The sequence below is a fragment of the Gluconacetobacter brunescens genome (genome assembly GCF_048695475.1).
GTDB lineage: Bacteria > Pseudomonadota > Alphaproteobacteria > Acetobacterales > Acetobacteraceae > Gluconacetobacter.
Map to the genome: position 1 here is coordinate 88,913 of NZ_JBLHEN010000004.1, position 24,499 is coordinate 113,411.

Annotated in this window: 12 protein-coding genes; 6 read left to right on the forward strand and 6 right to left on the reverse strand. The window is 64.2% G+C overall.

What is annotated here, in order from left to right:
* Positions 1–84 precede the first annotated feature (84 nt).
* Positions 85–672, forward strand: a complete 588-nt coding sequence (locus tag ACMAUO_RS20570; RefSeq protein ID WP_420358775.1) for a hypothetical protein — start codon at positions 85–87, stop codon at positions 670–672.
* A 779-nt stretch (positions 673–1,451) separates the two neighbouring features.
* On the forward strand, positions 1,452–2,234 hold the full coding sequence (locus tag ACMAUO_RS20575) for a hypothetical protein (protein WP_183010745.1): 783 nt from the start codon (positions 1,452–1,454) through the stop codon (positions 2,232–2,234).
* Between the two features lie 908 nt (positions 2,235–3,142).
* Here ACMAUO_RS20575 and ACMAUO_RS20580 read toward each other — a convergent pair.
* Positions 3,143–3,787: an SOS response-associated peptidase gene (locus ACMAUO_RS20580; RefSeq protein WP_420358824.1), complete on the reverse strand. Its 645-nt coding sequence runs from the start codon at positions 3,785–3,787 to the stop codon at positions 3,143–3,145.
* Positions 3,788–3,926: 139 nt separating this feature from the next.
* Here ACMAUO_RS20580 and ACMAUO_RS20585 point away from each other — a divergent pair, with 139 nt between their 5' ends.
* The 4 genes from ACMAUO_RS20585 to ACMAUO_RS20600 are packed head-to-tail and all read left to right on the forward strand — an operon-like array spanning position 3,927 to position 9,564.
* Positions 3,927–4,727, forward strand: a complete 801-nt coding sequence (locus tag ACMAUO_RS20585; protein WP_420358776.1) for an ImuA family protein — start codon at positions 3,927–3,929, stop codon at positions 4,725–4,727.
* Entirely contained in the window at positions 4,618–6,150 is a 1,533-nt protein-coding gene (locus ACMAUO_RS20590) for a DUF6504 family protein (RefSeq protein WP_420358777.1), read from the forward strand. Before ACMAUO_RS20585 ends, ACMAUO_RS20590 begins: the two co-directional genes overlap by 110 nt.
* Positions 6,150–6,398, forward strand: a complete 249-nt coding sequence (locus ACMAUO_RS20595; protein WP_420358778.1) for a hypothetical protein — start codon at positions 6,150–6,152, stop codon at positions 6,396–6,398. The genes ACMAUO_RS20590 and ACMAUO_RS20595 overlap by 1 nt, the downstream gene beginning before the upstream one ends.
* Positions 6,370–9,564: an error-prone DNA polymerase gene (locus ACMAUO_RS20600; RefSeq protein WP_420358779.1), complete on the forward strand. Its 3,195-nt coding sequence runs from the start codon at positions 6,370–6,372 to the stop codon at positions 9,562–9,564. Before ACMAUO_RS20595 ends, ACMAUO_RS20600 begins: the two co-directional genes overlap by 29 nt.
* A 42-nt stretch (positions 9,565–9,606) precedes the next feature.
* Here ACMAUO_RS20600 and ACMAUO_RS20605 read toward each other — a convergent pair whose 3' ends face one another.
* From ACMAUO_RS20605 to ACMAUO_RS20625, 5 genes are all read right to left on the reverse strand, one after another.
* Positions 9,607–9,873, reverse strand: coding sequence for a hypothetical protein (locus ACMAUO_RS20605; protein WP_420358780.1), 267 nt, complete (start codon positions 9,871–9,873; stop codon positions 9,607–9,609).
* Between the two features lie 48 nt (positions 9,874–9,921).
* Positions 9,922–10,761, reverse strand: coding sequence for a phage Gp37/Gp68 family protein (locus ACMAUO_RS20610; protein WP_420358781.1), 840 nt, complete (start codon positions 10,759–10,761; stop codon positions 9,922–9,924).
* A 134-nt stretch (positions 10,762–10,895) separates the two neighbouring features.
* Positions 10,896–11,705: a hypothetical protein gene (locus ACMAUO_RS20615; RefSeq protein WP_420358782.1), complete on the reverse strand. Its 810-nt coding sequence runs from the start codon at positions 11,703–11,705 to the stop codon at positions 10,896–10,898.
* Positions 11,706–12,093: 388 nt separating this feature from the next.
* A complete protein-coding gene (locus ACMAUO_RS20620; RefSeq protein ID WP_420358783.1) occupies positions 12,094–13,869 on the reverse strand; it encodes a ShlB/FhaC/HecB family hemolysin secretion/activation protein in 1,776 nt (591 codons plus the stop codon).
* Positions 13,870–13,881: 12 nt separating this feature from the next.
* Positions 13,882–24,441 carry an MBG domain-containing protein gene (locus ACMAUO_RS20625; protein ID WP_420358825.1) on the reverse strand — a complete coding sequence of 3,520 codons (10,560 nt, stop codon included), beginning with the start codon at positions 24,439–24,441 and terminating at the stop codon, positions 13,882–13,884.
* Between the last annotated feature and the right edge of the window lie 58 nt (positions 24,442–24,499).

Genomic DNA, 24,499 nt, shown 5'->3' on the forward strand with positions numbered 1-24,499 from the left:
TTTCAATGAACCTTATTTCGATCTTGACCGCGAGGCTTGCGGGCGACTTACGATGCGTCTGGTCAAAATGTCATGGTGAGGGGCATGGCTGAGAGCCGCCGTCCCAGAAGGGACGCTTACCGAACCGCGCAGTTCCGGGACATTGCCCGAGGGATCGTTGCGAAGGATCGCAATGACCGGCGGGAAGGTTTCTCGGTAGATACGGCCGGTGCTGTCGCGAGAGCGCTGGAACGCGCGTTTCGAGAAGGCTTCATCGCCGCGCACGAAGCTGATGAAACATTTGCGTCGACTGTTCCGTCCGGATCAGGACATGATGGTCCGATAGGCTGGTTGCTGATTCCGCCTCGCCCTCGCAACGCCTTCTGGACGTGCTGCCTGTTCATTCTGGGCGAGGATGGGCAAGTAGAATCAAGCGGCTGTCTGCAACCGATCACGACGGTTCGCGGGACACCGGGCTGGCGACTGATCGTCGGAGGTTCGCGAAATCTCACGGACGAGTTCGGAGATCGCACGATCCAGCCCTTGCTCCGGCTCGGGCTGCTGCAAGTGTTGCACACATCGCCCGAGCTGCTTGGGATCAGCCCTCTCGGATATGAGACGTGGATGGATTTTCGCGCGAGGGGCGGTCGCTATCCAGAAGATTCCTTGAAACCATTGCCCGATAGCCGCTGAGCAGGCGCGAGGTAGCCGCGTCGGTAGTCAACCAGCAACCCGATCGAGAAAAAGCGGATGTGTGTCCAAATTGGCGCGCCGGGTCATGGTCAAGAGGCGGGTCCTGATTCGAGACGTCTCAAATGGGCCGCATCCAGAGGGCGCTGAAGCATCCGCCCGGCAAAGAACCGTAGAGGGCGACTTTCCGCGGCAGCAAACCAGACCGGCTGGATCCGCCCGTCAGGCAGAAGGCCGTTCTCCGCGAAGGTCCTGAACGGCGCCGGGCGCCAGGCAGCGATACGCTCGGCTTTCCGTTTAGTCCCATCAACCAAATCTGAGCCGCCTGTTTATTTGCGATCCATCATGCGAGGGTTGGTTAATTCCCGTCTGAGCCAGCCGCGCGGCACATTGACGCCCCGCCTCTGTCAGCGTGAGATTTCGACCGAAGCCGGTGACTAAACCACGTTGGCGCAACGCTTCCTCTGTTCGCCCGGTACCACCGGGCATCGCGCGACCCTCGCAATGTGCCCACGGCGGCAGGCCCCGATAAAGGTCACGCAGGACGCGGGCCATCGCCGACGACGGCGATAGGCGGGGCTCCTGAGGACGGACACCCCTGGCAATTTCGTCTATCGATTTACACATTGCTTACCCACCCAATGCTCTTTCTGGCGCTTTTGCGCCATCAATAGTTAATAAAAAATAAACGCCTGAAATGTAAATGAGAGCAGTCAAGGTGATATCATTAATAAATAAGTAGCGTTCTTTTCGGGCAATTCCGCCCGTAAAAGAGGCTAACTATGTCAGAAGTACTTCGTCCATTTCTGGATGCGGTTGAAATAAACCATGGCCCCAAAATCGAAATCGGTCGGTTCTTCCTCCAGATTGCGGAGGCGGCTCGCCATCTCGGCATATCGTGGCGTATGGGACGTGATTTGACCCGGCTGGTTGAGGTCAATCGGAAGAATCTCGATACATGGGAGCCGCTTTCACCAATCTACGATCCTGCCATCTCGGATATAAATCCGGATAACATCATTTACGTGGAGGGACAGGCGGATGGAGAGCCGGTCGTAACATTGATTCTGCGCCGCTATGATTGGCCAACAAGCACACTCCGTGAAGAATGGGAGTCCGGTCGCTTCGCCTATCGCGACCCGGCCACGCAGATGAGCCCGAATGAGAAGTGGACAGCCGCTGCGCCAGTGGCAGCCGATATTGCAGGACGGGTCGTGTTTGCCGGCGGTCTGTGGTGCCATCCTTACTATCGCCGCAAGCGGCTTCCGGTTCTGACCATCGGTATGATGAGAAGCATTTCGCTCGCGATGTGGGGACCGGATTTCACCATCGGCATGGTGGAGCAAGGTGCGTTGACCCGCGTGCTCTTACCCCTCTACGGCCATCCCGTCGTCCAGCCGGGGATGCGTATCGTCAGTCCCTGGCGCACTTTCGACTGCAACCTCATATGGGAAACGCCGGGAGACCTGGCGCGCTATATTCGGAATAATTTAAAGACTCCTGACGAGCCTGAGCAGGGGCATGGAACTGACGAACGTGTCCGACATGCTGGTTCGCCAGGGTAAAAGCAGCCTCTCGTAGCGAGACCAGAATTTGGAACCATCGGGGTGCGTGACCAGTGCCTCGATGAGTTCCAGACGCGGAGACTGGTCATGAGCAACGTTAAAATAGCTCCGCGTCGTAGGCAGCAGGTACCTGCCGTCGGGAAGGTCGCGCACGTCGCGGCCAAGCAAGCTGTCGTAAGGCAGCTTGCCATACTTCCCATATGTCTGTGGCCATGCCTCAATCAGGCAGCGATCCTGGCCAGGCATCCACGCTACTCCGCCGCCCCCAAACAGAGGATCTGCGGCGATCTGAGCGACATTATGGGTCCTGGCGTATCGCCGGGCCTTCTTCCACGTTTCGAACGCCGATCTCATACTCGCCCTCTTCGGATCCCGCAGCCGGTCCAGCGACAGGCGTATGATAGCGGGTGACGCAGAAGGCATGTCGTCGTCAGGAGTGGCTTCCTGGAGGGTGCGCAGGCGGGCAACGGCGTCATTGAGGTTATGAAGAACCTCCAACGGCACGAAGGATGTACCGGCACGTTCGAGGACGATGCTCGCCGGTGAATGATAGAGAAGGATCTCCAGCACTCGCTGCAGGCAAGGTTTTGGAAACAAGGCAGGCCGAAAGCGAACGCGTGTATAACGCGCAAACATACCGATGGCAACGAACCCGAGATTCCGTATAGAATACGAAATCGGATCGAAATCGCCACCAAAGTATCCTATATATCTTAAAAATTCATTACTATTTTGGTGCCATATTCTACCGTTTGGACCTATTAACGCTTCCATAATTTTCCACTTCACGGACTATGCTGTATAGCCGTAGCGTATGCGTGCCCTTCCAGGAAAGAGATTCCGAACGTGAGGTAGGTTGCGCAGCGTTCTGGCTGGTCGGCTGCGCCCGAAAAGGCACAGTCCGCCCCTCACAAGGCGGAGCCTGCTTGCAGTGACATCAGGTGATCAGGATCGAGGGGACGCTGAAGTACAGACGCGGCCTCCCAGTCTCCTTCCAGCCAAAGTGCAATCTCATCGGCCGTCTCGAGAATGACCGGCATCGCCTTCGGATGAACGGGCGCCACAACAGTGTTGGCTTCCGTCGTTAGGAAGCCGAAGAGGTCGGCGGTAATTTCGCCTTCGCGCACTTTCCGAACAGAGGTCCAGGACGTCCACAGGCCGGCAAAGAACCGTAGGGGGCGACTTTCCGCGGCAGCAAACCAGACCGGCTGGATCCGCCCATCAGGCAGAAGGCCGTTCTCCGCGAAGGCCGTGAACGGCACCAGGCAGCGATGCGCCGGGCCAAGCCAGCGGCGCCAGTGAGGTGATTCCGTGTTCCTGATATTGGTGACGCCCCGATCGACCTTGTGACCCTTCAGCGCGAAGGCCGGAGAGGGCATGCCCCAGCGGGCCATCACCAGTTCCCGGCCGTTCGCACCGTTCCGCACGATCGGGGCGGCATAATCGGGATAGATGGAGGGCATCGCCGGCAGGTTGCCAGTGCGATCGGTCATCGCGGCTGCGGCAGCCCGGATCGCCGATGGCGCGCTTTCCATGGCGTAAAGGTTGCACATCGTCCCACCTCTCCCGACTGCGGCCCTGGGCGAGCAGAGCGTACTTCCGGCGTCGCCGTCCATCGAATGAATCGCTTGTGTTCCCTTTTTGTTCCTGCCTATGATCCGGCCGATCCTGAGGGAGCGGGAGCGAGCGGCGATGAACCAGCACAGAGAGACGATGGAATTGCTGCGCGAGCAGATCGCGCGGATCGAACGCCGATCCAAGATATCCGACGCAGCACGCCATCTTCGCACCGGCCTGGCCGACGTCGATCGGCACCTCGGAGGCGGCCTGCCATGTGGCGTCGTGCATGAATTCTACGGCGCCGGCAGCGACCTGCGTGTGGCGGCCAAGCCATCCCGCTTCATAGCCTCGATCCTGGCGGACACCGAGGGACAGATCGTCTGGATCTCCGGACGCTACCTGGATCTGCATCTGGCCGGCATCCGGGCGGCCGGACTGGACGCCGGCAGGGTGATCTGCATCGAGACGAGGCCCGAAAACGTGCCCGGCCTATGTGAGGATATTCTGCGCGAACGGGCAGTGGCGGCCGTGGTGGCAGATATGGACGCGCCTCTCTCGTTGACGGCCTCTCGGCGGCTGCAGCTCGCATCAGAGGCAGGCGATACGACCGGCTTTCTGCTGCACCGCGAGTCTGCGCCGTCCGATACAGGCCGGCTGCCGCCAAGTGCCTGCCAGACCCGCTGGAGGGTCCGTGGAGAGCCGTGCGTTCTGCCGTTCTCTGCTTCACCGTCTCTTCCCGCCCTTGGTCCCGAGCGCTGGACGATCGAACTGCTGCGTCAGCGCGGCGGCCGTTCCGCGTCCTGGTCCTGTGAGATTCCGCCTTATGTCACGCCGCATCATCTCCCTCTGGCTCCCGTACTGGCACACGGATCTATGGCGCCGGCGCAATCAGGACCAGCCGGCAGAGTCGGGACTGGCGCTGCATACGCATGATGGACGCCGGCATGTCGTGGCCGCGGCGGACCGCGTCGCGCGGGCGGCCGGGGTCGTGCCCGGGATGGCGTTGACGCATGCTCGGGCGCTGGTTCCGGACCTGTCTGCGCCCCTGCTCGATGCAGACGCCGATGGGGATGCTCTTGAGCGCCTTGCCGAATGGTGCCTGTGGCTGTCGCCCCTGGTTGCGATCGATGCGCCCGATGGGATCTGGATCGACAGTACGGGATGCGATCACCTGCAGGGCGGCGAAGCCCCGATGCTCGATACGCTGGCCGGTCGTCTGGCGTCGTTGGGGCTGACCTGTCGCCTCTCCCTCGCCGAGACGCCGGGCGCAGCGCATGCGCTTGCCCGCTACGGGCGGAATGACCGCATCATCCTGTCGGCCGGCGGCCAGGGCGCCGCATTGGCCGCACTGCCGGTCGGAGGCCTGCGCCTGGCCGGCCAGACGGAGGAGGGCCTGCAACGGCTCGGCCTGCGGACGATCGGCGCTCTCCAGGCCGCCCCGAGAGCGCCCCTTACGCGGCGCTTTGGTGCCGACCTCATGCGGCGTCTGGACCAGGCGATGGGCACCGTCTTCGAGCCGATCCAGCCGCTGCGCCCAAGGGATGCGATTGCGCCTCGGCGCAGTTTCGTCGAGCCGATCGGGACGGCCGAGGCGATCGCCACGGTGATCGACGTCCTGGTCGACGATGCCGCGCAGGAGCTGGTGCGGAGGGGCATGGGTGCCCGGCTGATCGATCTGAGGTGCGAGCGCGTGGACGCATCGGTGCAGGTCTGTCGGGTCGGTCTGGCCGCACCGGTCCATGAAGCAGCGCATATTGCCCGGCTGCTGCGGGAACGGATCGAGACGATCGAGCCGGGATTCGGCATCGAGGCAATGCAGCTCGTCGTTGTCCGGATCGAGCCGATCCCGGCCGACGGTCGCATGCGAGGGCTGTTGGCTGCGGAACACGGGGCGGCGGATCTTGGCTGCCTGATCGATCGGCTGCGGAATCGCGAGGGTATAGAGCAGATCTATCGCCTCGCTGAGGCCGGGTCACATCTCCCCGAGCGCACGCAGGTTCGGGTGGCGCTGCCCGACGCGAGCGGGCGGAAGAGGAATCCGATTGCATGGCAATGGAACGCCCAGCGCCCTGCCCGGCTGTTTCCGACGCCCGAACCGATCCTTGTGCTGAGCACGTTACCGGCCGACCCGCCCCGCCTGTTCGTATGGCGCGGCGAGCGCCATCGGGTGCGGGCGGCCGATGGCCCGGAGCGGATCCATGGCGAATGGTGGCACGACGCCGACGAATATGGCGCGGTCCGCGATTACTGGGTCGTCGAGGACGATGAGGGAGGCCGTTTCTGGCTGTTCCGCCATGGGGACGGGGTCCATGAATGGTCGGGCGACCTCTCCTGGTTCGTCCATGGGATGCTCTAATGGGGGAAGAGCTGAAGCCGGCGGATCCGGCCGAGATCGCGGACGCCCTGAGCCACGCGCTGCGCTATGACGGCCGACGGCGTGTCCATGACGCCGACGAGCTGATGGCCCGCATCGTCGCGGAGCGCCTGGTCGAACATCTGCGCCGCTGCGGCTTCCGACTGGTGCGCTGCAGCGCCGGCGCAGCGCTACCTGATACCAGCCGGCATCGGCATCCGAATGCCGACCGCCAGCCCGACGATGCCTGACAGCGCCGCCCCCTATGTCGAACTGCAGGTGGCGACCAATTTCTCCTTCCTGCGGGGCGGGAGCCACCCGGACGAGTTATTCGGCCGTGCGGCCGCGCTCGGCTACGACACTCTGGGCGTGACCGACCATAATTCGGTTGCCGGGATCATCCGCGCGCATGTGGCAGCCGAGGAACATGGCGTGCGCCTGGTCCCGGGCGTACGGCTCGACCTTGCCGAGGGGACCGCACTCCTGGCCTATCCGACCGACCGGGCCGCCTGGGGTCGACTGTGCCGTCTGCTGACGCTTGGGCACAAGCGGGGCGAGCGGCAGGTGTTCACGCTGACGTGGGAGGATTTGGAGGCGGGCGGCGCCGGGCTCGTCGTCATCCTGCTCCCCGATATGGCGGATGCCGAAGTGACCCGCGCCCTGAGCTGCCTCGGGGACCAGGAGCGGAAGGGCAGGATCGACAGCGCCTATCTTGGGCTGACCCTGCGTCGGCGCCCCGGGGATCTGGCGCGCCTTCATGCACTGGCGGATCTCGCGGGCAGAGCGGGTGTGCCGACCGTCGTCATCGGCGACGTGCTCTACCACGACGCGCAGCGCCATATTCTGCAGGATGTTCTGACGGCGATCCGGGTGGGAACGTCGCTCGATCAGCTCGGGGCAGACCGTGAACCCTTCCGGGATCGGCACCTGAAATCGCCGGACGAAATGGTGGCCCTTTACCGGGGGTTTGAGCCGGCGCTTGCGGCCACGCGCACGATCGCCATGCGGTGCTGCTTCAGCGTGGCAGACCTGAAATATCAGTATCCGGCTGAGAGCGACGTCGCCGGCGAAGCCCCGCAGGCGACACTCACGCGCCTGGTCCGCGAAGCCTTGCCGCGCCGCTATCCTGCCGGCACGCCGAAGAGTGTCCTGGCGCAGCTCAAACACGAACTGGATCTGATCGGCCGGCTGGATTACGCGCCCTATTTCCTGACCGTGAACACGATCGTTCAGTACGCACGCTCGCTCGGTATCGTCTGCCAGGGGCGCGGGTCGGCCGCCAATTCCGCGGTCTGCTATGTGCTGGCCATCACCGCGATCGATCCCGTCCGCAGCGGCCTGCTGTTCGAGCGGTTCGTGTCGGCCGAGCGGAACGAGCCGCCCGACATCGATGTCGATTTCGAAAGCGACCGACGGGAGGAGGTGATCCAGTGGATCTATCGGCGTTACGGGCGGAGCCACGCCGCTCTGTGCGCGACGGTGATGCGTTACCAGCCCCGCGGCGCGCTGCGCGAGGTCGGCAAGGTGCTCGGACTTGCGGACGATCTGACCGCGCAGATGGCCAAGCATCTCGGCTCCGCGCTGGACGATCCCGATCTGCTGCGGGCCCGGGCACAGGAAATCAATCTCGACCTGCGCGATCGCCGACTGGCGCTGACGTTGCATCTGGCCCGCCAGTTGATCGGCTTTCCTCGGCAGCTCGGTACGCATCCGGGCGGCTTCGTGTTGACTCGCGACAGGCTCGACGAGTTGGTGCCGGTCCAGCCGACCGCCATGGAGGACCGGCAGATCATCACCTGGGACAAGGACGATATCGACGTCCTGCGCTTCATGAAGGTCGACATACTCGGCCTCGGGATGCTGGGGTGCCTGCGTCGGTGTTTCGAGCTGCTCGACGACCGCTTCGGGATCAGGATGGATATCGCCGCCATCCCGCCCGAGGATGCCAGGACCTATGCCATGATCTCCCGGGCGGACACACTCGGCACATTCCAGATCGAGAGCCGGGCGCAGATGTCGATGTTGCCGCGCCTGAAGCCGAAGACCTTCTATGACCTGGTCGTGCAGGTGGCGATCGTCCGGCCTGGGCCGATCCAGGGCGACATGGTTCATCCCTATCTCCGTCGGCGCGAGGGACTGGAAGACCCCGATTGCCCCTCGCCAGCCCTCGAAGCCATTCTCGGGAAGACCCTTGGCGTGCCGCTGTTCCAGGAGCAGGCGATGCAGGTCGCGATCCATTGCGCGGGCTTCACGCCCGGAGAGGCGGACCAGCTTCGTCGCTCGATGGCCACCTTCAAATTCACGGGCGGTGTTTCGGTGTTCCGCGACAAGCTTGTGCAGGGGATGGTCGACCGGGGTTACGAGCAGTCATTTGCCGAGCGCACATTCAGCCAGCTCGAAGGGTTTGGCAGCTACGGCTTCCCGGAGAGCCACGCGGCCAGCTTCGCACTGGTGGCCTATGCGTCGGCCTGGTTGAAATGCCACCACCCCGATGTGTTCTGCGCCGCGCTTCTGAATAGCCAGCCGATGGGCTTCTACGCGCCGGCGCAGATCGTTCGTGACGCCCGCGAGCATGAGGTGGATGTCCGGCCGATCGACGTCAACCGGTCGCGCTGGGATTGCACACTCGAAGGCCGACCCGGCGCCCCACGGCAGTCTGTCCGCCTGGGCTTTCGCCTGGTGAAGGGACTTTCCAACGACCATGCGGCGCAGCTCATCGCAAACCGGACCTCGCCCTACGAGAGCGTGGATGACCTCTGGCGGCGGGCCGACATCCCGGTCTCGGCGATCGAACGCCTTGCCGAGGCGGACGCGCTGCACAGCCTGGGTCTGAATCGACGCGCGGCGCTCTGGGAGATCAAGGGGTTGGCCGACAGCCCGTTGCCGCTGTTTGCCGCTGCGGACGCTCTACGCAACCGGCCGGAGCCGGAAATTGTGGAGCCGATGTTCGTCCTGCCGGATCTCTCTGAGGGGGGCGAGGTTGTCGAAGATTACCATACGACAGGGTTGAGCCTTCGCCCGCATCCGGTGGCGTTTCTACGCGAGAATTTGGCTAGCCGCGGGCTGACGCCATGTGGCGCCTTGGGCGCGCTGCGCGACGGTCGCCGTGTCTCCGTCGCCGGCATCGTGCTGATGCGGCAGCGCCCAGGCACAGCGAAAGGTGTCCTGTTCATGACGATCGAGGACGAAACGGGCACTGCTAACCTGGTCGTCTGGAAGGACCGGATGGAGGCGCAGCGGCGGATCGTCATCGGCGCCGCCATGATCGCCGTACAAGGGCTCCTTCAACGGGAAGGCGACGTCATCCACGTCGTCGCCGTGCGGTTCGAGGACCTCACGGCCGACCTCGGCAAGATCGGGCGGGAAGACGGCCCTGCTTCGGACAGAACCCTCCAACGCGCTCGGGACTTCCGGTAGCAGGGTATCCTGCAATCGATCGCGTAGTGATCGAAAGGGCAATCACTCGTCCCGGGCCGGGACATGCCCGGCCTCGTCAAGAAACTCGGGTTCGCCGTAATCTCCGGCTTCGACATCCACCGAGATGCGCACGAGCTGCGCACCCGCGAAGCCGGTGCCACCGGCGCGAATCTTTTCGATCCTGCGTAACCCGTCACCGATAATTTTGCATTCGATGGCAGGAGCCGCCTCCAGGCGGTCAGGACCACGCTTCTGGCTCTTCCATCGATACGGCTGGAAAAGAATCTTTGTCTCGACCGAGGCTGTCACGGGGGTGGCTCCATTGTTCCCTGTATGTTCTTATCACCGCCCGGTCCCTCACGGCAACGTTGTCAGCGAACGAGGCCCAGGCACATGCTGCCAAATGCGGCCGTCCAACAGCCGGCCGGCACGCTTCTTTCCGACGCGGACGCCGCTCGCGTCGTACTCCCCCCATTGCTTGAAGAAGAATGCGGTTCCGGCCTCCTGAAACTCGTCGCGAAGCGCCCTGGCCGACGCGAGATCCATCGGGCGCGCGTGCGGGCCCGATTCACCGCCTACGATTGCCCAGTGAATCCCCCGGAGCCCCTCGAGATGGCCGAGCCGACCGAACTTCCGCAACGTGGCCTCTTGGTCGACCCATCGTGCCCAGCGGAAGGTCAGTGGACCCAGCAGCGGCTCAATGCTGAGGAAGCGCAACGCCGCCGGGATTGTAGTGAGATGGCGAACATTTCGGTCGGCCTCCTCCTGATTGCAGATCGTCGTGCCCAGCCAGACATTGGGCCATGGCTCATCCTGCCAGCAAGGCGGGAGCATCCCTGAGATGTTCTGTGGCCGCTTAGTCAGGAGAAGCCAGTCCAACCCCGGGGTTGCGGCAATGAGATTCCATAGGTCGGTCCGCCAGTCAGGCGGAACCTGGTTGTCAAACACGTCCGCAAGGCTGGCAGAGAAGACGCGGGCGCGGACCCCTGAGGCCTGCGCCTCCCGGTTCCAGCGTAAGGGCAGGTTCCAGTTCTTCTCTGAGGTGCGGCGGCGTTTACCTGCCCATAGGTCTGGATGCCCAGCACGTTTCGCCCACCCTTCAGCATAGCAGTGATCGCAAGCAGCACTAATCTTCGTGCAGCCTACCCACGGATTGAAAGTGTGGTCTGTCCATTCGATACCCGAATTCGTTCCCATTGAAATCTCTCGATCAAGAAGAGCATGTCGTATTTTCGCCGTCTCGATGCTGGCGGAGTGGCAAAGATCGGAGAGAGCAGATCGCCTCTGTGTCTCCCCGAACCCCGGCTACCGGCAGGCAGTAGCCTCGCCAGTCACCGACTGTGCAACGCCGCCTTATTCGCGACTTCCGACTGGCGCGCGCTGACGTCATTGAGGTCGTCAGCAGTCGCGTCGGCCTTCACAACCACCTTTCCCGTGGGCACTTGTGCGACCCCGGTTGTTGCTTCCTGCGATACGTTGCCCAAACTGATCGATCCGGCCTCGGCGGCTTCTCTCGGCGCCACGGGCTTTTCGTGAATCACCTCGGCGCCCGTTGAGGGATCGGTCGTGACAGTAGCGCCCGCCCCTTCACGATCCGTCGTCGGGCCCGTATCCGGCGAGGAGGGTGGCGCTGGTGATGCCGCAACCTCGGCAATCGTACTCGGCGACGAAGCCGCCTGCATTACGACCGGCGCACTGTACGCTTCACGGTTCACGATACGATGGACCGCAATAGACGTGTTCGTCGGATCCTTGTCGTAGATATCGACAAGTTTGTCGTTGCTCGCGAAGCAGAAAAGGACGGTGTGAACCTGCGGTCGCGTGCCCGCTTTGCCGATCGCCCAGCCGATCTGCGCGACGCCCAATGTGGCGACACTCGTCAACACCTCTGCGGCCTTGACCGCGGCGCGGCCACCCGACGTCAGCCCGGTCGTATAGAGCCGGTAAATGTCGCAGTTGCGCCCATCCTTCTGAATAGAGCCGTCGGGTTTGCCGACGGCGCTGACGACGGTGAAGCGGTCCGTGTTCGCGCTGAACTGGCTAAGCAAAACAGGCTCAGGTGCTGGTGTGGAGCCGCCGCAACCGCTCAGGAGGAAAACCGAGCCGGCAAGAAGGAGGAGCGGATTACTCTGAAGACGCATACGAAGATTCCTTTGGATAGCCGCACGGATAGCCATGGGCCGCGATGCTGGCAGGTGAGCCTTCTGTCCTGAAGGCCGCAGAGTGAAGACATGGAGAGATTAAACGGCACCGTTTATCCATGTCAATAAACGGTGCCGTTTATGGAAGATTGACGGAACGGGCGCTGGGGCATAGCGTCCGCACATGGGACGCCCACCACTCAACTTTCGCTCCACAAATGTCCGACTTCCGAACGTTCTTCGGGAAAGGATTGAAGCGTTGGTGGGCCCAAGACGTATGGCTGAGTTCATCCGCCGCGCAATTGAAAGCGAACTTGAGCGCCAAGAGGCGCAACTCGCCGAAGATGAACAAAAGAAGAAGGCCGCCAGTCAGGGGTAACCGCATTCATTAATACCCTACGGTGATAGAAATATTACCGAACGCTCCCTTGTTTCCGTAGCCTTCATTGCGTTTGACGGTGGGCAACGAGCGTAGCCGCCATCCGATATTGAATGACAGGTTGACGTAACTGGATTCCTGAAGGTGAAGATCCAATCCAACACTCGAGAGGTCCAGCGAATTGACCTGATTGGGAATCGGGCGCACCTGGGAGACGTGGCCGTAATCAAAGAAGACCCCGATCTGCTCAAGGTCCTGATCCCGGAGAAGGTGCCAAGCCGGCGAGTGGACCTCATTCGCAACGGTCACCCCCTCGGATCCGAGGATCGTGTCCGTGAAGTATCCTCTTGTCGTATAGAGCCCGCCGAGCCCGATCTGATTTGCATACATCAGATTGGTGGTTGAGATCTGCCCCGTTGCTTGTACCGTCCACGAAAGATCACACGGAAGCCAGGTCGTCCGAGCCAGCGTCATGGTATCGTAAATATAGCGGGGGCTCGCACCAGGAACGAGAAGAGAAAAACTGTGTCGGTGGTTGCCGTCCGTGAGCCCGCCAGGACTGAATGTCGCCTGGTTCCGGAGTTGGGTCTCGCCAAAGGGATCGCGTAACGTCAGTCGGTAAGCGACTGGGAACTGAACAGTCTCAGCGTTGGTGGCGTAGACTGAAATTCCCCCGAATTCGATTGAGTTATTCGTCGTTTTATAATCAAAGCCCGCCGAGATCTGCTGCCACAATGTCGCTTTTTGGCCGAATACCTCAATCGGATGTGAGTCGTGGACATAACGAAAACTCGCCTGTCCGGAGTGGCCGTTCTCGACAAATTCGGTCCCGTTCAGAGTCTCCCGGGGGCGGTTCCAGGCATAGGATCCGAAGACATGGATCTGGTCGCCCCACGGAAGTGGCGCGGAGTAATTGATCGAATGACTATTGTAAAGCTCGCTTACTGAATGGGTAAGCTGATAGGACAAAGTGTGGCCTAAACCGAAAACATTGCCCCATGTTCCACCTACCTCCCACTCCTCCCGTCCGAGGGTTGGCAATCCTCCCGTGTCGAAGGTGCCGTACAAATTCAACGGGAACCGGTCTGTTGTCTGGAGTAATACGTTAGTTTCGCCCTTTTCTGTGCTCGGGGAGAAGACGGCATTTACTGTCCGGAACGGGTTATCGTTGAGACGCTCGATTCCGTACCGAACGTCGGAGAGCGTGAGTATCTTTCCCGATCTCAGCCCGCTCATTCGGGAAATCTGCTCGCTTGAAAACCAGTGGTTCCCGTTTACGGAAACTTTATCGAGCCGGTATTCCATTATGACGAAATGAACCACACCGCTCCCAAGAAACTGGGGCGGAATGGCAACATAGACGAAGGGGCGTCCGTGCGTCCGATACAGGTCGCTCACTTTAGAGACGATGCTATTAATATCAGCAAGTGTGAGCGGCTTATTGAGATATTTTGCGATTTCGCTCTGGAAGGAAGCTGTATCGAGAAGGTCGAGGCTTGGATCGTGCCAAATACCATTGGCGCGCAGGGTTACCCCATCCTTATGCATCTTCTCCGGATTGTCCCAGAACGCTATCCCGGCCAGTCGGGAGACAACGACCTTCTTGGTGTCGGGCAGGACGTCGCTCTCCCGTGGTGGCTCTTGAATCTGATCGGGCGTCGATAGCGGCGCGGGATTTTTTGGTTTGTCGCGTTCATAGGCTTGACCAAAGGCGCGATTACTAACGAGCCCTCCAAGGCTGATAACCGCGCATGTCGCCAATAAGGCCCGATTTAGATTCGGCATAAGTTTGTTTCCTTACCGCGCGATCTGATTGCGAGCAGACACGGGTGGGGTGAGGATGTTCCCGTCATTCCGGGATGTGAGTCTGGCCGGCAGATGTGCGCGCAATGCCGTCCGGGGAAGCGCGCGCGCCGGCGCTGCAGAGCGTGCCTCTTCGGCGGGTCGACTGACCGTCGATCTGGCTTCTGGTGTCTGGACCTCGTCAGGACCCGCGCTCTCGTGTGGCCACACAACCGTCGAGCTTCCTGAAGTCTCGTGGGCGGACGAGATTCCGGAGAGGGTAGCGATCGCGCTGACGTGGTCGGCAACGAAAGCCGTATTCAACCCTTGGCTAACGATGCCAGTTAGGGAGTCGACGCCCTGAGAACGGAGATCGGCGGACAGCCCTGCCGTCGCGGACGACGGCGCCATCACAACGGACAGAGCGCCAGGGCGGTAGTTGACGTGGTAGTTGCCGAGACGATCGCCGGTCGCGGTGCTGGCGGCGATCGTATAGGTCCCAACGGTGCTCGCGGCCGTGGCGGTCGTAGTCAGGCGGACGGCGGAGACGGTGTCGCCGTTGACCAGGCCGGCCGTGGTGAAGGCCGAGCTGCCGAGTGCGGGCGTCTGCCCGTAGGTGCCGGTCTGATCGAGGGCGGTGACGGTCAGGGCGGCCGGATCGATCGTCAGCGTGCCGCCCCGGTAGGTCACGGCATAGTTCGACAGCCCGGTGCCGGTCGCGCCGGCAGCGGTGATCCCATAGTGGCCGACATTGCTGGCGCCAGTCGCCGGCGTGGCCAGGGTGACGGCCGAGACGGTGTCGCCATTCACGAGGCCCACGGTCGAGAACGCGCTGCTCCCGAGGGCGGGGCTGTTGCCGTAGGTGCTGGTCTGGTCGAGCGCGGTGACGGTCAGCGCGGCCGGGTCGATCGTCAGCGTGCCACCCCGATAGGTGACGGCATAGTTCGACAGGCCGCTGCCGGTCGCGCCGGCAGCGGTGATGCCATAGGTGCCGACGCTGCTGACGCCCGTGGCGGCCGTGGCCAGGGTGACGGCCGAGACGGTGTCGCCATTCACGAGGCCCACGGTCGAGAACGCGCTGTTCCCGAGGATCGGGCTGTTGCCGTAGGTGCTGGCCTGATCGAGTGCGGTGACGGTCAGCGCAGCCGGGTCAATCGTCAGCGTGCCCGGGACATAGCTGACCGTGTAGTTGCCCAGCCCGGCGCCGGTCGCGCCGGCGGCGGTGATGCCATAGGTGCCGACGCTGCTGGCGCCAGTCGCCGGCGTTGCCAGGGTGACGGCGGAGACGGTGTCGCTATTGACCAGGCCGGCCGTGGTGAAGTCCGAGCTGCCGAGCGCGGGCGTCTGCCCGTAGGTGCTGGCCTGATCGAGCGCGGTGACAGTCAGCGCAGCCGGGTCAATCGTCAGCGTGCCCGGGACATAGCTGACCGTGTAGTTGCCCAGCCCGGCGCCGGTCGCGCCGGCGGCGGTGATGCCGTAGGTGCCGACGTTGCTGGTCTTGCCGGCGGCCGTGGCCAGGGTGACGGCGGAGACGGTGTCGCCATTGACCAGCCCGTCCGTGCTGAACTTGCTGGTGCCGAGTGCGGGCGTCTGTCCGTAGGTGCTGGTCTGGTCGAGCGCGGTGACAGTCAGTGCGGCCGGATCGATCGTCAGCGTGCCGCCCCGATAGGTCACGGCATAGTTCGACAGACCGGTGCCGGTCGCCCCGCTGGCGGCGATCCCATAGGCGCCGACGCTGCTGGCGCCCGTGGCGGCCGTGGCCAGGGTGACGGCGGAGACGGTGTCGCCGTTGACCAGGCCGGCCGTGGTGAAGGCCGAGCTGCCGAGGGCGGGGCTGTTGCCGTAGGTGCTGGTCTGGTCGAGCGCGGTGACGGTCAGGGCGGCCGGATCGATCGTCAGCGTGCCGCCCCGATAGGTCACGGCATAGTTCGACAGACCGGTGCCGGTCGCCCCGCTGGCGGCGATCCCATAGGCGCCGACGCTGCTGGCGCCCGTGGCGGCCGTGGCCAGGGTGACGGCGGAGACGGTGTCGCCGTTGACCAGGCCGGCCGTGGTGAAGGCCGAGCTGCCGAGGGCGGGGCTGTTGCCGTAGGTGCTGGTCTGGTCGAGCGCGGTGACGGTCAGGGCGGCCGGATCGATCGTCAGCGTGCCGCCCCGATAGGTCACGGCATAGTTCGACAGACCGGTGCCGGTCGCCCCGCTGGCGGCGATGCCGTAGGTGCCGACGCTGCTGGTGCCCGTGGCCGCTGTGGTCAGTGCCACGGACGAGACGGTGTCACCATTCACGAGGCCTGCCGTCGAGAATTCGCGGTTCCCGAGGGCGGGGTTGTTGCCGTAGGTGCTGGCCTGATCGAGCGCCGTGACGGTCAGGGCGGCCGGGTCAATCGTCAGCGTGCCGCCCTGGTAGGTCACGGCATAGTTCGACAGGCCGCTGCCGGTCGCCCCGCTGGCGGCGATCCCATAGGCGCCGACGCTGCTGGCGCTCGTGGCGGCCGTGGCCAGGGTGACGGCGGAGACGGCGTTGCCATTGACCAGGCCGGCCGTGCTGAACGCAGATGTGCCGAGGGCGGGGTTGTTGCCGTAGGTGCTGGTCTGGTCGAGCGCGGTGACAGTCAGCGCGGCAGGATCGATCGTCAGCGTGCCACCCTGGTAGGTCACGGCATAGTTCGACAGACCGGTGCCGGTCGCCCCGCTGGCGGTGATGCCGTAGGCGCCGACATTGCTGGCGCCCGTGGCGACCGTGGCCAGGGTGACGGCGGAGACGGCGTCGCCATTGACCAGACCGGTCGTGCTGAACGCAGATGTGCCGAGGGCGGGGTTGTTGCCGTAGGTGCTGGTCTGGTCGAGCGCAGTGACAGTCAGCGCGGCAGGATCGATCGCCAGCGTGCCGCCCTGGTAGGTCACGGCATAGTTCGACAGACCAGTGCCGGTCGCCCCGCTGGCGGCGATCCCGTAGGTGCCGATGCTGCTGGCGCCCGTGGCGGCCGTGGTCAGGGTGACGCCGGAGACGGTGTCGCCGTTGACCAGCCCGCTGGTGCTGAACTGGCTGGTACCGAGATCCGGTGCCTGCCCGTAAGTGCTGGCCTGATCGAGCGCGGTGACAGTCAGCGCAGCCGGATCGATCGTCAGCGTGCCGCCCCGGTAGGTCACGGCATAGTTCGACAGACCAGTGCCGGTCGCGCCGGTAGCGGTGATGCCATAGGCGCCGACATTGCTGGCGCCAGTCGCCGGCGTTGCCAGGGTGACGGCCGAGACGGTGTCGCCGTTGACCAGCCCGCTGGTGCTGAACTGGCTGGTACCGAGATCCGGTGCCTGCCCGTAAGTGCTGGACTGGTCGAGCGCGGTGACAGTCAGCGCAGCCGGATCGATCGTCAGCGTGCCGCCCCGGTAGGTCACGGCATAGTTCGACAGACCAGTGCCGGTCGCGCCGGTAGCGGTGATGCCATAGGCGCCGACATTGCTGGCGCCAGTCGCCGGCGTTGCCAGGGTGACGGCCGAGACGGTGTCGCCGTTGACCAGCCCGCTGGTGCTGAACTGGCTGGTACCGAGATCCGGTGCCTGCCCGTAAGTGCTGGACTGGTCGAGCGCGGTGACGGTCAGCGCAGCCGGGTCGATCGTCAGCGTGCCGCCCCGGTAGGTCACGGCATAGTTCGACAGGCCGCTGCCGGTTGCCCCGCTGGCGGCGATGCCGTAGGTGCCGACGCTGCTGGCGCCCGTGGCCGCTGTGGTCAGTGCCACGGACGAGACGGTGTCACCATTCACGAGGCCCACGGTCGAGAACGCGCTGTTCCCGAGGATCGGGCTGTTGCCGTAGGTGCTGGCCTGATCGAGTGCGGTGACGGTCAGCGCAGCCGGGTCAATCGTCAGCGTGCCCGGGACATAGCTGACCGTGTAGTTGCCCAGCCCGGCGCCGGTCGCGCCGGCGGCGGTGATGCCATAGGTGCCGACGCTGCTGGCGCCAGTCGCCGGCGTTGCCAGGGTGACGGCGGAGACGGTGTCGCTATTGACCAGGCCGGCCGTGGTGAAGTCCGAGCTGCCGAGCGCGGGCGTCTGCCCGTAGGTGCTGGCCTGATCGAGCGCGGTGACAGTCAGCGCAGCCGGGTCAATCGTCAGCGTGCCCGGGACATAGCTGACCGTGTAGTTGCCCAGCCCGGCGCCGGTCGCGCCGGCGGCGGTGATGCCGTAGGTGCCGACGTTGCTGGTCTTGCCGGCGGCCGTGGCCAGGGTGACGGCGGAGACGGTGTCGCCATTGACCAGCCCGTCCGTGCTGAACTTGCTGGTGCCGAGTGCGGGCGTCTGTCCGTAGGTGCTGGTCTGGTCGAGCGCGGTGACAGTCAGTGCGGCCGGATCGATCGTCAGCGTGCCGCCCCGATAGGTCACGGCATAGTTCGACAGACCGGTGCCGGTCGCCCCGCTGGCGGCGATCCCATAGGCGCCGACGCTGCTGGCGCCCGTGGCGGCCGTGGCCAGGGTGACGGCGGAGACGGTGTCGCCGTTGACCAGGCCGGCCGTGGTGAAGGCCGAGCTGCCGAGGGCGGGGCTGTTGCCGTAGGTGCTGGTCTGGTCGAGCGCGGTGACGGTCAGGGCGGCCGGATCGATCGTCAGCGTGCCGCCCCGATAGGTCACGGCATAGTTCGACAGACCGGTGCCGGTCGCCCCGCTGGCGGCGATGCCGTAGGTGCCGACGCTGCTGGTGCCCGTGGCCGCTGTGGTCAGTGCCACGGACGAGACGGTGTCACCATTCACGAGGCCTGCCGTCGAGAATTCGCGGTTCCCGAGGGCGGGGTTGTTGCCGTAGGTGCTGGCCTGATCGAGCGCCGTGACGGTCAGGGCGGCCGGGTCAATCGTCAGCGTGCCGCCCTGGTAGGTCACGGCATAGTTCGACAGGCCGCTGCCGGTCGCCCCGCTGGCGGCGATCCCATAGGCGCCGACGCTGCTGGCGCTCGTGGCGGCCGTGGCCAGGGTGACGGCGGAGACGGCGTTGCCATTGACCAGGCCGGCCGTGCTGAACGCAGATGTGCCGAGGGCGGGGTTGTTGCCGTAGGTGCTGGTCTGGTCGAGCGCGGTGACAGTCAGCGCGGCAGGATCGATCGTCAGCGTGCCACCCTGGTAGGTCACGGCATAGTTCGACAGACCGGTGCCGGTCGCCCCGCTGGCGGCGATCCCGTAGGTGCCGATGCTGCTGGCGCCCGTGGCGGCCGTGGTCAGGGTGACGCCGGAGACGGTGTCGCCGTTGACCAGCCCGCTGGTGCTGAACTGGCTGGTACCGAGATCCGGTGCCTGCCCGTAAGTGCTGGCCTGATCGAGCGCGGTGACAGTCAGCGCAGCCGGATCGATCGTCAGCGTGCCGCCCCGGTAGGTCACGGCATAGTTCGACAGACCAGTGCCGGTCGCGCCGGTAGCGGTGATGCCATAGGCGCCGACATTGCTGGCGCCAGTCGCCGGCGTTGCCAGGGTGACGGCCGAGACGGTGTCGCCGTTGACCAGCCCGCTGGTGCTGAACTGGCTGGTACCGAGATCCGGTGCCTGCCCGTAAGTGCTGGACTGGTCGAGCGCGGTGACAGTCAGCGCAGCCGGATCGATCGTCAGCGTGCCGCCCCGGTAGGTCACGGCATAGTTCGACAGACCAGTGCCGGTCGCGCCGGTAGCGGTGATGCCATAGGCGCCGACATTGCTGGCGCCAGTCGCCGGCGTTGCCAGGGTGACGGCCGAGACGGTGTCGCCGTTGACCAGCCCGCTGGTGCTGAACTGGCTGGTACCGAGATCCGGTGCCTGCCCGTAAGTGCTGGACTGGTCGAGCGCGGTGACGGTCAGCGCAGCCGGGTCGATCGTCAGCGTGCCGCCCCGGTAGGTCACGGCATAGTTCGACAGGCCGCTGCCGGTTGCCCCGCTGGCGGCGATGCCGTAGGTGCCGACGCTGCTGGCGCCCGTGGCCGCTGTGGTCAGTGCCACGGACGAGACGGTGTCACCATTCACGAGGCCCACGGTCGAGAACGCGCTGTTCCCGAGGATCGGGCTGTTGCCGTAGGTGCTGGCCTGATCGAGTGCGGTGACGGTCAGCGCAGCCGGGTCAATCGTCAGCGTGCCCGGGACATAGCTGACCGTGTAGTTGCCCAGCCCGGCGCCGGTCGCGCCGGCGGCGGTGATGCCATAGGTGCCGACGCTGCTGGCGCCAGTCGCCGGCGTTGCCAGGGTGACGGCGGAGACGGTGTCGCTATTGACCAGGCCGGCCGTGGTGAAGTCCGAGCTGCCGAGCGCGGGCGTCTGCCCGTAGGTGCTGGCCTGATCGAGCGCGGTGACAGTCAGCGCAGCCGGGTCAATCGTCAGCGTGCCCGGGACATAGCTGACCGTGTAGTTGCCCAGCCCGGCGCCGGTCGCGCCGGCGGCGGTGATGCCGTAGGTGCCGACGTTGCTGGTCTTGCCGGCGGCCGTGGCCAGGGTGACGGCGGAGACGGTGTCGCCATTGACCAGCCCGTCCGTGCTGAACTTGCTGGTGCCGAGTGCGGGCGTCTGTCCGTAGGTGCTGGTCTGGTCGAGCGCGGTGACAGTCAGTGCGGCCGGATCGATCGTCAGCGTGCCGCCCCGATAGGTCACGGCATAGTTCGACAGACCGGTGCCGGTCGCCCCGCTGGCGGCGATCCCATAGGCGCCGACGCTGCTGGCGCCCGTGGCGGCCGTGGCCAGGGTGACGGCGGAGACGGTGTCGCCGTTGACCAGGCCGGCCGTGGTGAAGGCCGAGCTGCCGAGGGCGGGGCTGTTGCCGTAGGTGCTGGTCTGGTCGAGCGCGGTGACGGTCAGGGCGGCCGGATCGATCGTCAGCGTGCCGCCCCGATAGGTCACGGCATAGTTCGACAGACCGGTGCCGGTCGCCCCGCTGGCGGCGATGCCGTAGGTGCCGACGCTGCTGGTGCCCGTGGCCGCTGTGGTCAGTGCCACGGACGAGACGGTGTCACCATTCACGAGGCCTGCCGTCGAGAATTCGCGGTTCCCGAGGGCGGGGTTGTTGCCGTAGGTGCTGGCCTGATCGAGCGCCGTGACGGTCAGGGCGGCCGGGTCAATCGTCAGCGTGCCGCCCTGGTAGGTCACGGCATAGTTCGACAGGCCGCTGCCGGTCGCCCCGCTGGCGGCGATCCCATAGGCGCCGACGCTGCTGGCGCTCGTGGCGGCCGTGGCCAGGGTGACGGCGGAGACGGCGTTGCCATTGACCAGGCCGGCCGTGCTGAACGCAGATGTGCCGAGGGCGGGGTTGTTGCCGTAGGTGCTGGTCTGGTCGAGCGCGGTGACAGTCAGCGCGGCAGGATCGATCGTCAGCGTGCCACCCTGGTAGGTCACGGCATAGTTCGACAGACCGGTGCCGGTCGCCCCGCTGGCGGTGATGCCGTAGGCGCCGACATTGCTGGCGCCCGTGGCGACCGTGGCCAGGGTGACGGCGGAGACGGCGTCGCCATTGACCAGACCGGTCGTGCTGAACGCAGATGTGCCGAGGGCGGGGTTGTTGCCGTAGGTGCTGGTCTGGTCGAGCGCAGTGACAGTCAGCGCGGCAGGATCGATCGCCAGCGTGCCGCCCTGGTAGGTCACGGCATAGTTCGACAGACCAGTGCCGGTCGCCCCGCTGGCGGCGATCCCGTAGGTGCCGATGCTGCTGGCGCCCGTGGCGGCCGTGGTCAGGGTGACGCCGGAGACGGTGTCGCCGTTGACCAGCCCGCTGGTGCTGAACTGGCTGGTACCGAGATCCGGTGCCTGCCCGTAAGTGCTGGCCTGATCGAGCGCGGTGACAGTCAGCGCAGCCGGATCGATCGTCAGCGTGCCGCCCCGGTAGGTCACGGCATAGTTCGACAGACCAGTGCCGGTCGCGCCGGTAGCGGTGATGCCATAGGCGCCGACATTGCTGGCGCCAGTCGCCGGCGTTGCCAGGGTGACGGCCGAGACGGTGTCGCCGTTGACCAGCCCGCTGGTGCTGAACTGGCTGGTACCGAGATCCGGTGCCTGCCCGTAAGTGCTGGACTGGTCGAGCGCGGTGACGGTCAGTGCGGCCGGATCGATCGTCAGCGTGCCGCCCCGATAGGTCACGGCATAGTTCGACAGGCCGCTGCCGGTCGCCCCGCTGGCGGCGATGCCGTAGGTGCCGACGCTGCTGGCGCCCGTGGCCGCTGTGGTCAGTGCCACGGACGAGACGGTGTCACCATTCACGAGGCCTGCCGTCGAGAATTCGCGGCTCCCGAGGGCGGGGTTGTTGCCGTAGGTGCTGGTCTGGTCGAGCGCGGTGACAGTCAGCGCGGCAGGATCGATCGTCAGCGTGCCGCCCTGGTAGGTCACGGCATAGTTCGACAGGCCGTTGCCGGCCGCCCCGCTGGCGGTGATGCCGTAGGTGCCGACGGCGCTGGTCTTGCCGGCGGCCGTGGCCAGGGTGACGGCCGAGACGGTGTCGCCATTGACCAGGCCGGCCGTCGAGAAAGCCGAGCTGCCGAGCGCGGGCGTCTGCCCGTAAGTGCTGGCCTGATCGAGCGCCGTGACGGTCAGCGCGGCCGGGTCAATCGTCAGCGTGCCGCCCCGGTAGGTGACGGTATAGTTCGACAGACCAGTGCCGGTCGCCCCGCTGGCGGTGATGCCGTAGGCGCCGACATTGCTGGCGCCATTCGCCGGCGTTGCCAAGGTGACGGCGGAGACGGTGTCGCCGTTGACCAGGCCGACCGATGAAACCGCTGAGGTTCCGAGATTTGGTGTAGTGCCGTAAACGCTGGTTTGGTTGAGCGCGGTGATCGTCAACGAGGCCGGATTGATGGTGAGCGTGCCTGGTACGTATGAGATCGCATAGTTCGAGAGGCCCACTCCCTGGGCCATGGTTGCTCGGACAGCAACCGCCCCGGCGGGATAAACACCGACTGGCACAGCTCCGGTCGCCGCCGTCGTGATCCGGACAGACGTTATCGTATCGCCATTGACGAGGCCACTGGATGAGTAATTCGTGGCCGAAGGGCTCGGTGTCGTTCCATAGACGCTGGACAGATTTCCTGCCGTGATGACCAAACTAGCCGGGGTTACAGTGTCCGTCCCAGAGTATGTGATCTGATATCCAGCCTTGGTCGCACCCGCTCCCCACGCTGCATAGGAGCCGACCGATGACGTTGACGTGGCCAATGTCTGATACCCTTGAACGGGGGTGGTTAGGCCATCGGCATTGTTCGACCATCCCCCGCTGCCAGGGGCACTGCCATAAACAGAACTGTTGTTGACGGTAACAACGTCATACGGCAACGCGGCCAGAACTGGATAAGGCGAGCCAGATACCCAATGCGAACCATCGTCAAAACTGTAGTTACCTGCGACCCACTGAGCAGTGGTCAAGCCACTAGCGCTGGGGTTGTTGGAATCAAAATTCAAATAGATGCCGGTTTTCGTTCCGGATGTATTTGTATCGAAATACCCGTTGGTAATTGTGCCCCCGGGCTCGTTGAGTGCGACAAGCCCGCCGACATGGCTGTTGCTATCGTCTGGAAATACCGCCGCAGCAAAGACATCGTTAATGTGTGCGCCACCGGAGTTGACCGAAACCAATCCTCCGGTATAGCTGCCGTTGCCACCGGAAACCGCGCCCGTGGCGTATGCGCCACTAATCGTACCAGAGTTGTTTGCGGCGAGCCCCCCGACATAACTGCCGTCACCCCCGGAAACAGTTCCCTTGGCGTAGGCATCGCTGATCGTGCCAACGTTGTTTCCGACAAGCCCCGCGACATAACTGCCGTCACCCCCGGAAATCGTTCCTGTGGCGTAGGCTGCACTAATCGATCCTGATTGGTTGTATCCGACAAGCCCCGCGACGTTATTACGACCGTCGCCGGCGCCGGAAACAGTTCCCGTGGTGTAGACGTTACTGATCGAGCCTTGGTTTCTGCCGACAAGCCCACCGATGGAGCCATTACTGCTACTGCTACGCACGACCTCGCCCCCTAGCAGGCCGAGATTCTCCACCACACCCCCGGAACTCACTTGTGAGAACAGGCCAACATATAGGTCTGTTGCATCATTGATGGCCAGATTCGAAATCGTATGTCCCTGGCCATCAAAGATACCGGAATATCCTGATGTCGCACCGATTGGCGCGAAGTTGGGAATATTGCCGGCATTGATATCGGAAACCAGAACATAATCTGCTGCCAGGTCAGAATTGATGCTTTGGAGCCCGAAGGTGGACTGAACGCGCCAGACGGGCGTTGTCGCAGCAAAAGTCCCGCTGGCGCCAAAGTAGCCAAGCTGGTTCCCGGCGATCCCAAGTAGGTATGGAGTTTCGCCGTTTTGGTTTCCCCAAGTCGACGCCGAAAACCCGGCAGGTAGTGCTCCGGCCAAGCTTTGAATGGTCGTTCCTGTCGTGCCGTGACTATCTCCGTCACCAACTGGGCTGATGCCAAGTCCCGAGTTGTAATAAGCGTTTCCGTAGGTAATTGTTGATGTCTGTATGTCTCCGAACAGCGCCCCAACGGACATTCCCGACGGCCCGCTCACAGAGCCTGTGGCATAAACGCTCAAAACGTTGCCCTGAGGGCTCCATTCGTTTCCGACCAATCCGCCAGCAGACATTGTCCCTGTAGACGTGCTTCCGACGCTTCCTGTCGCGTAGGCGTCCGTGATTATGCCG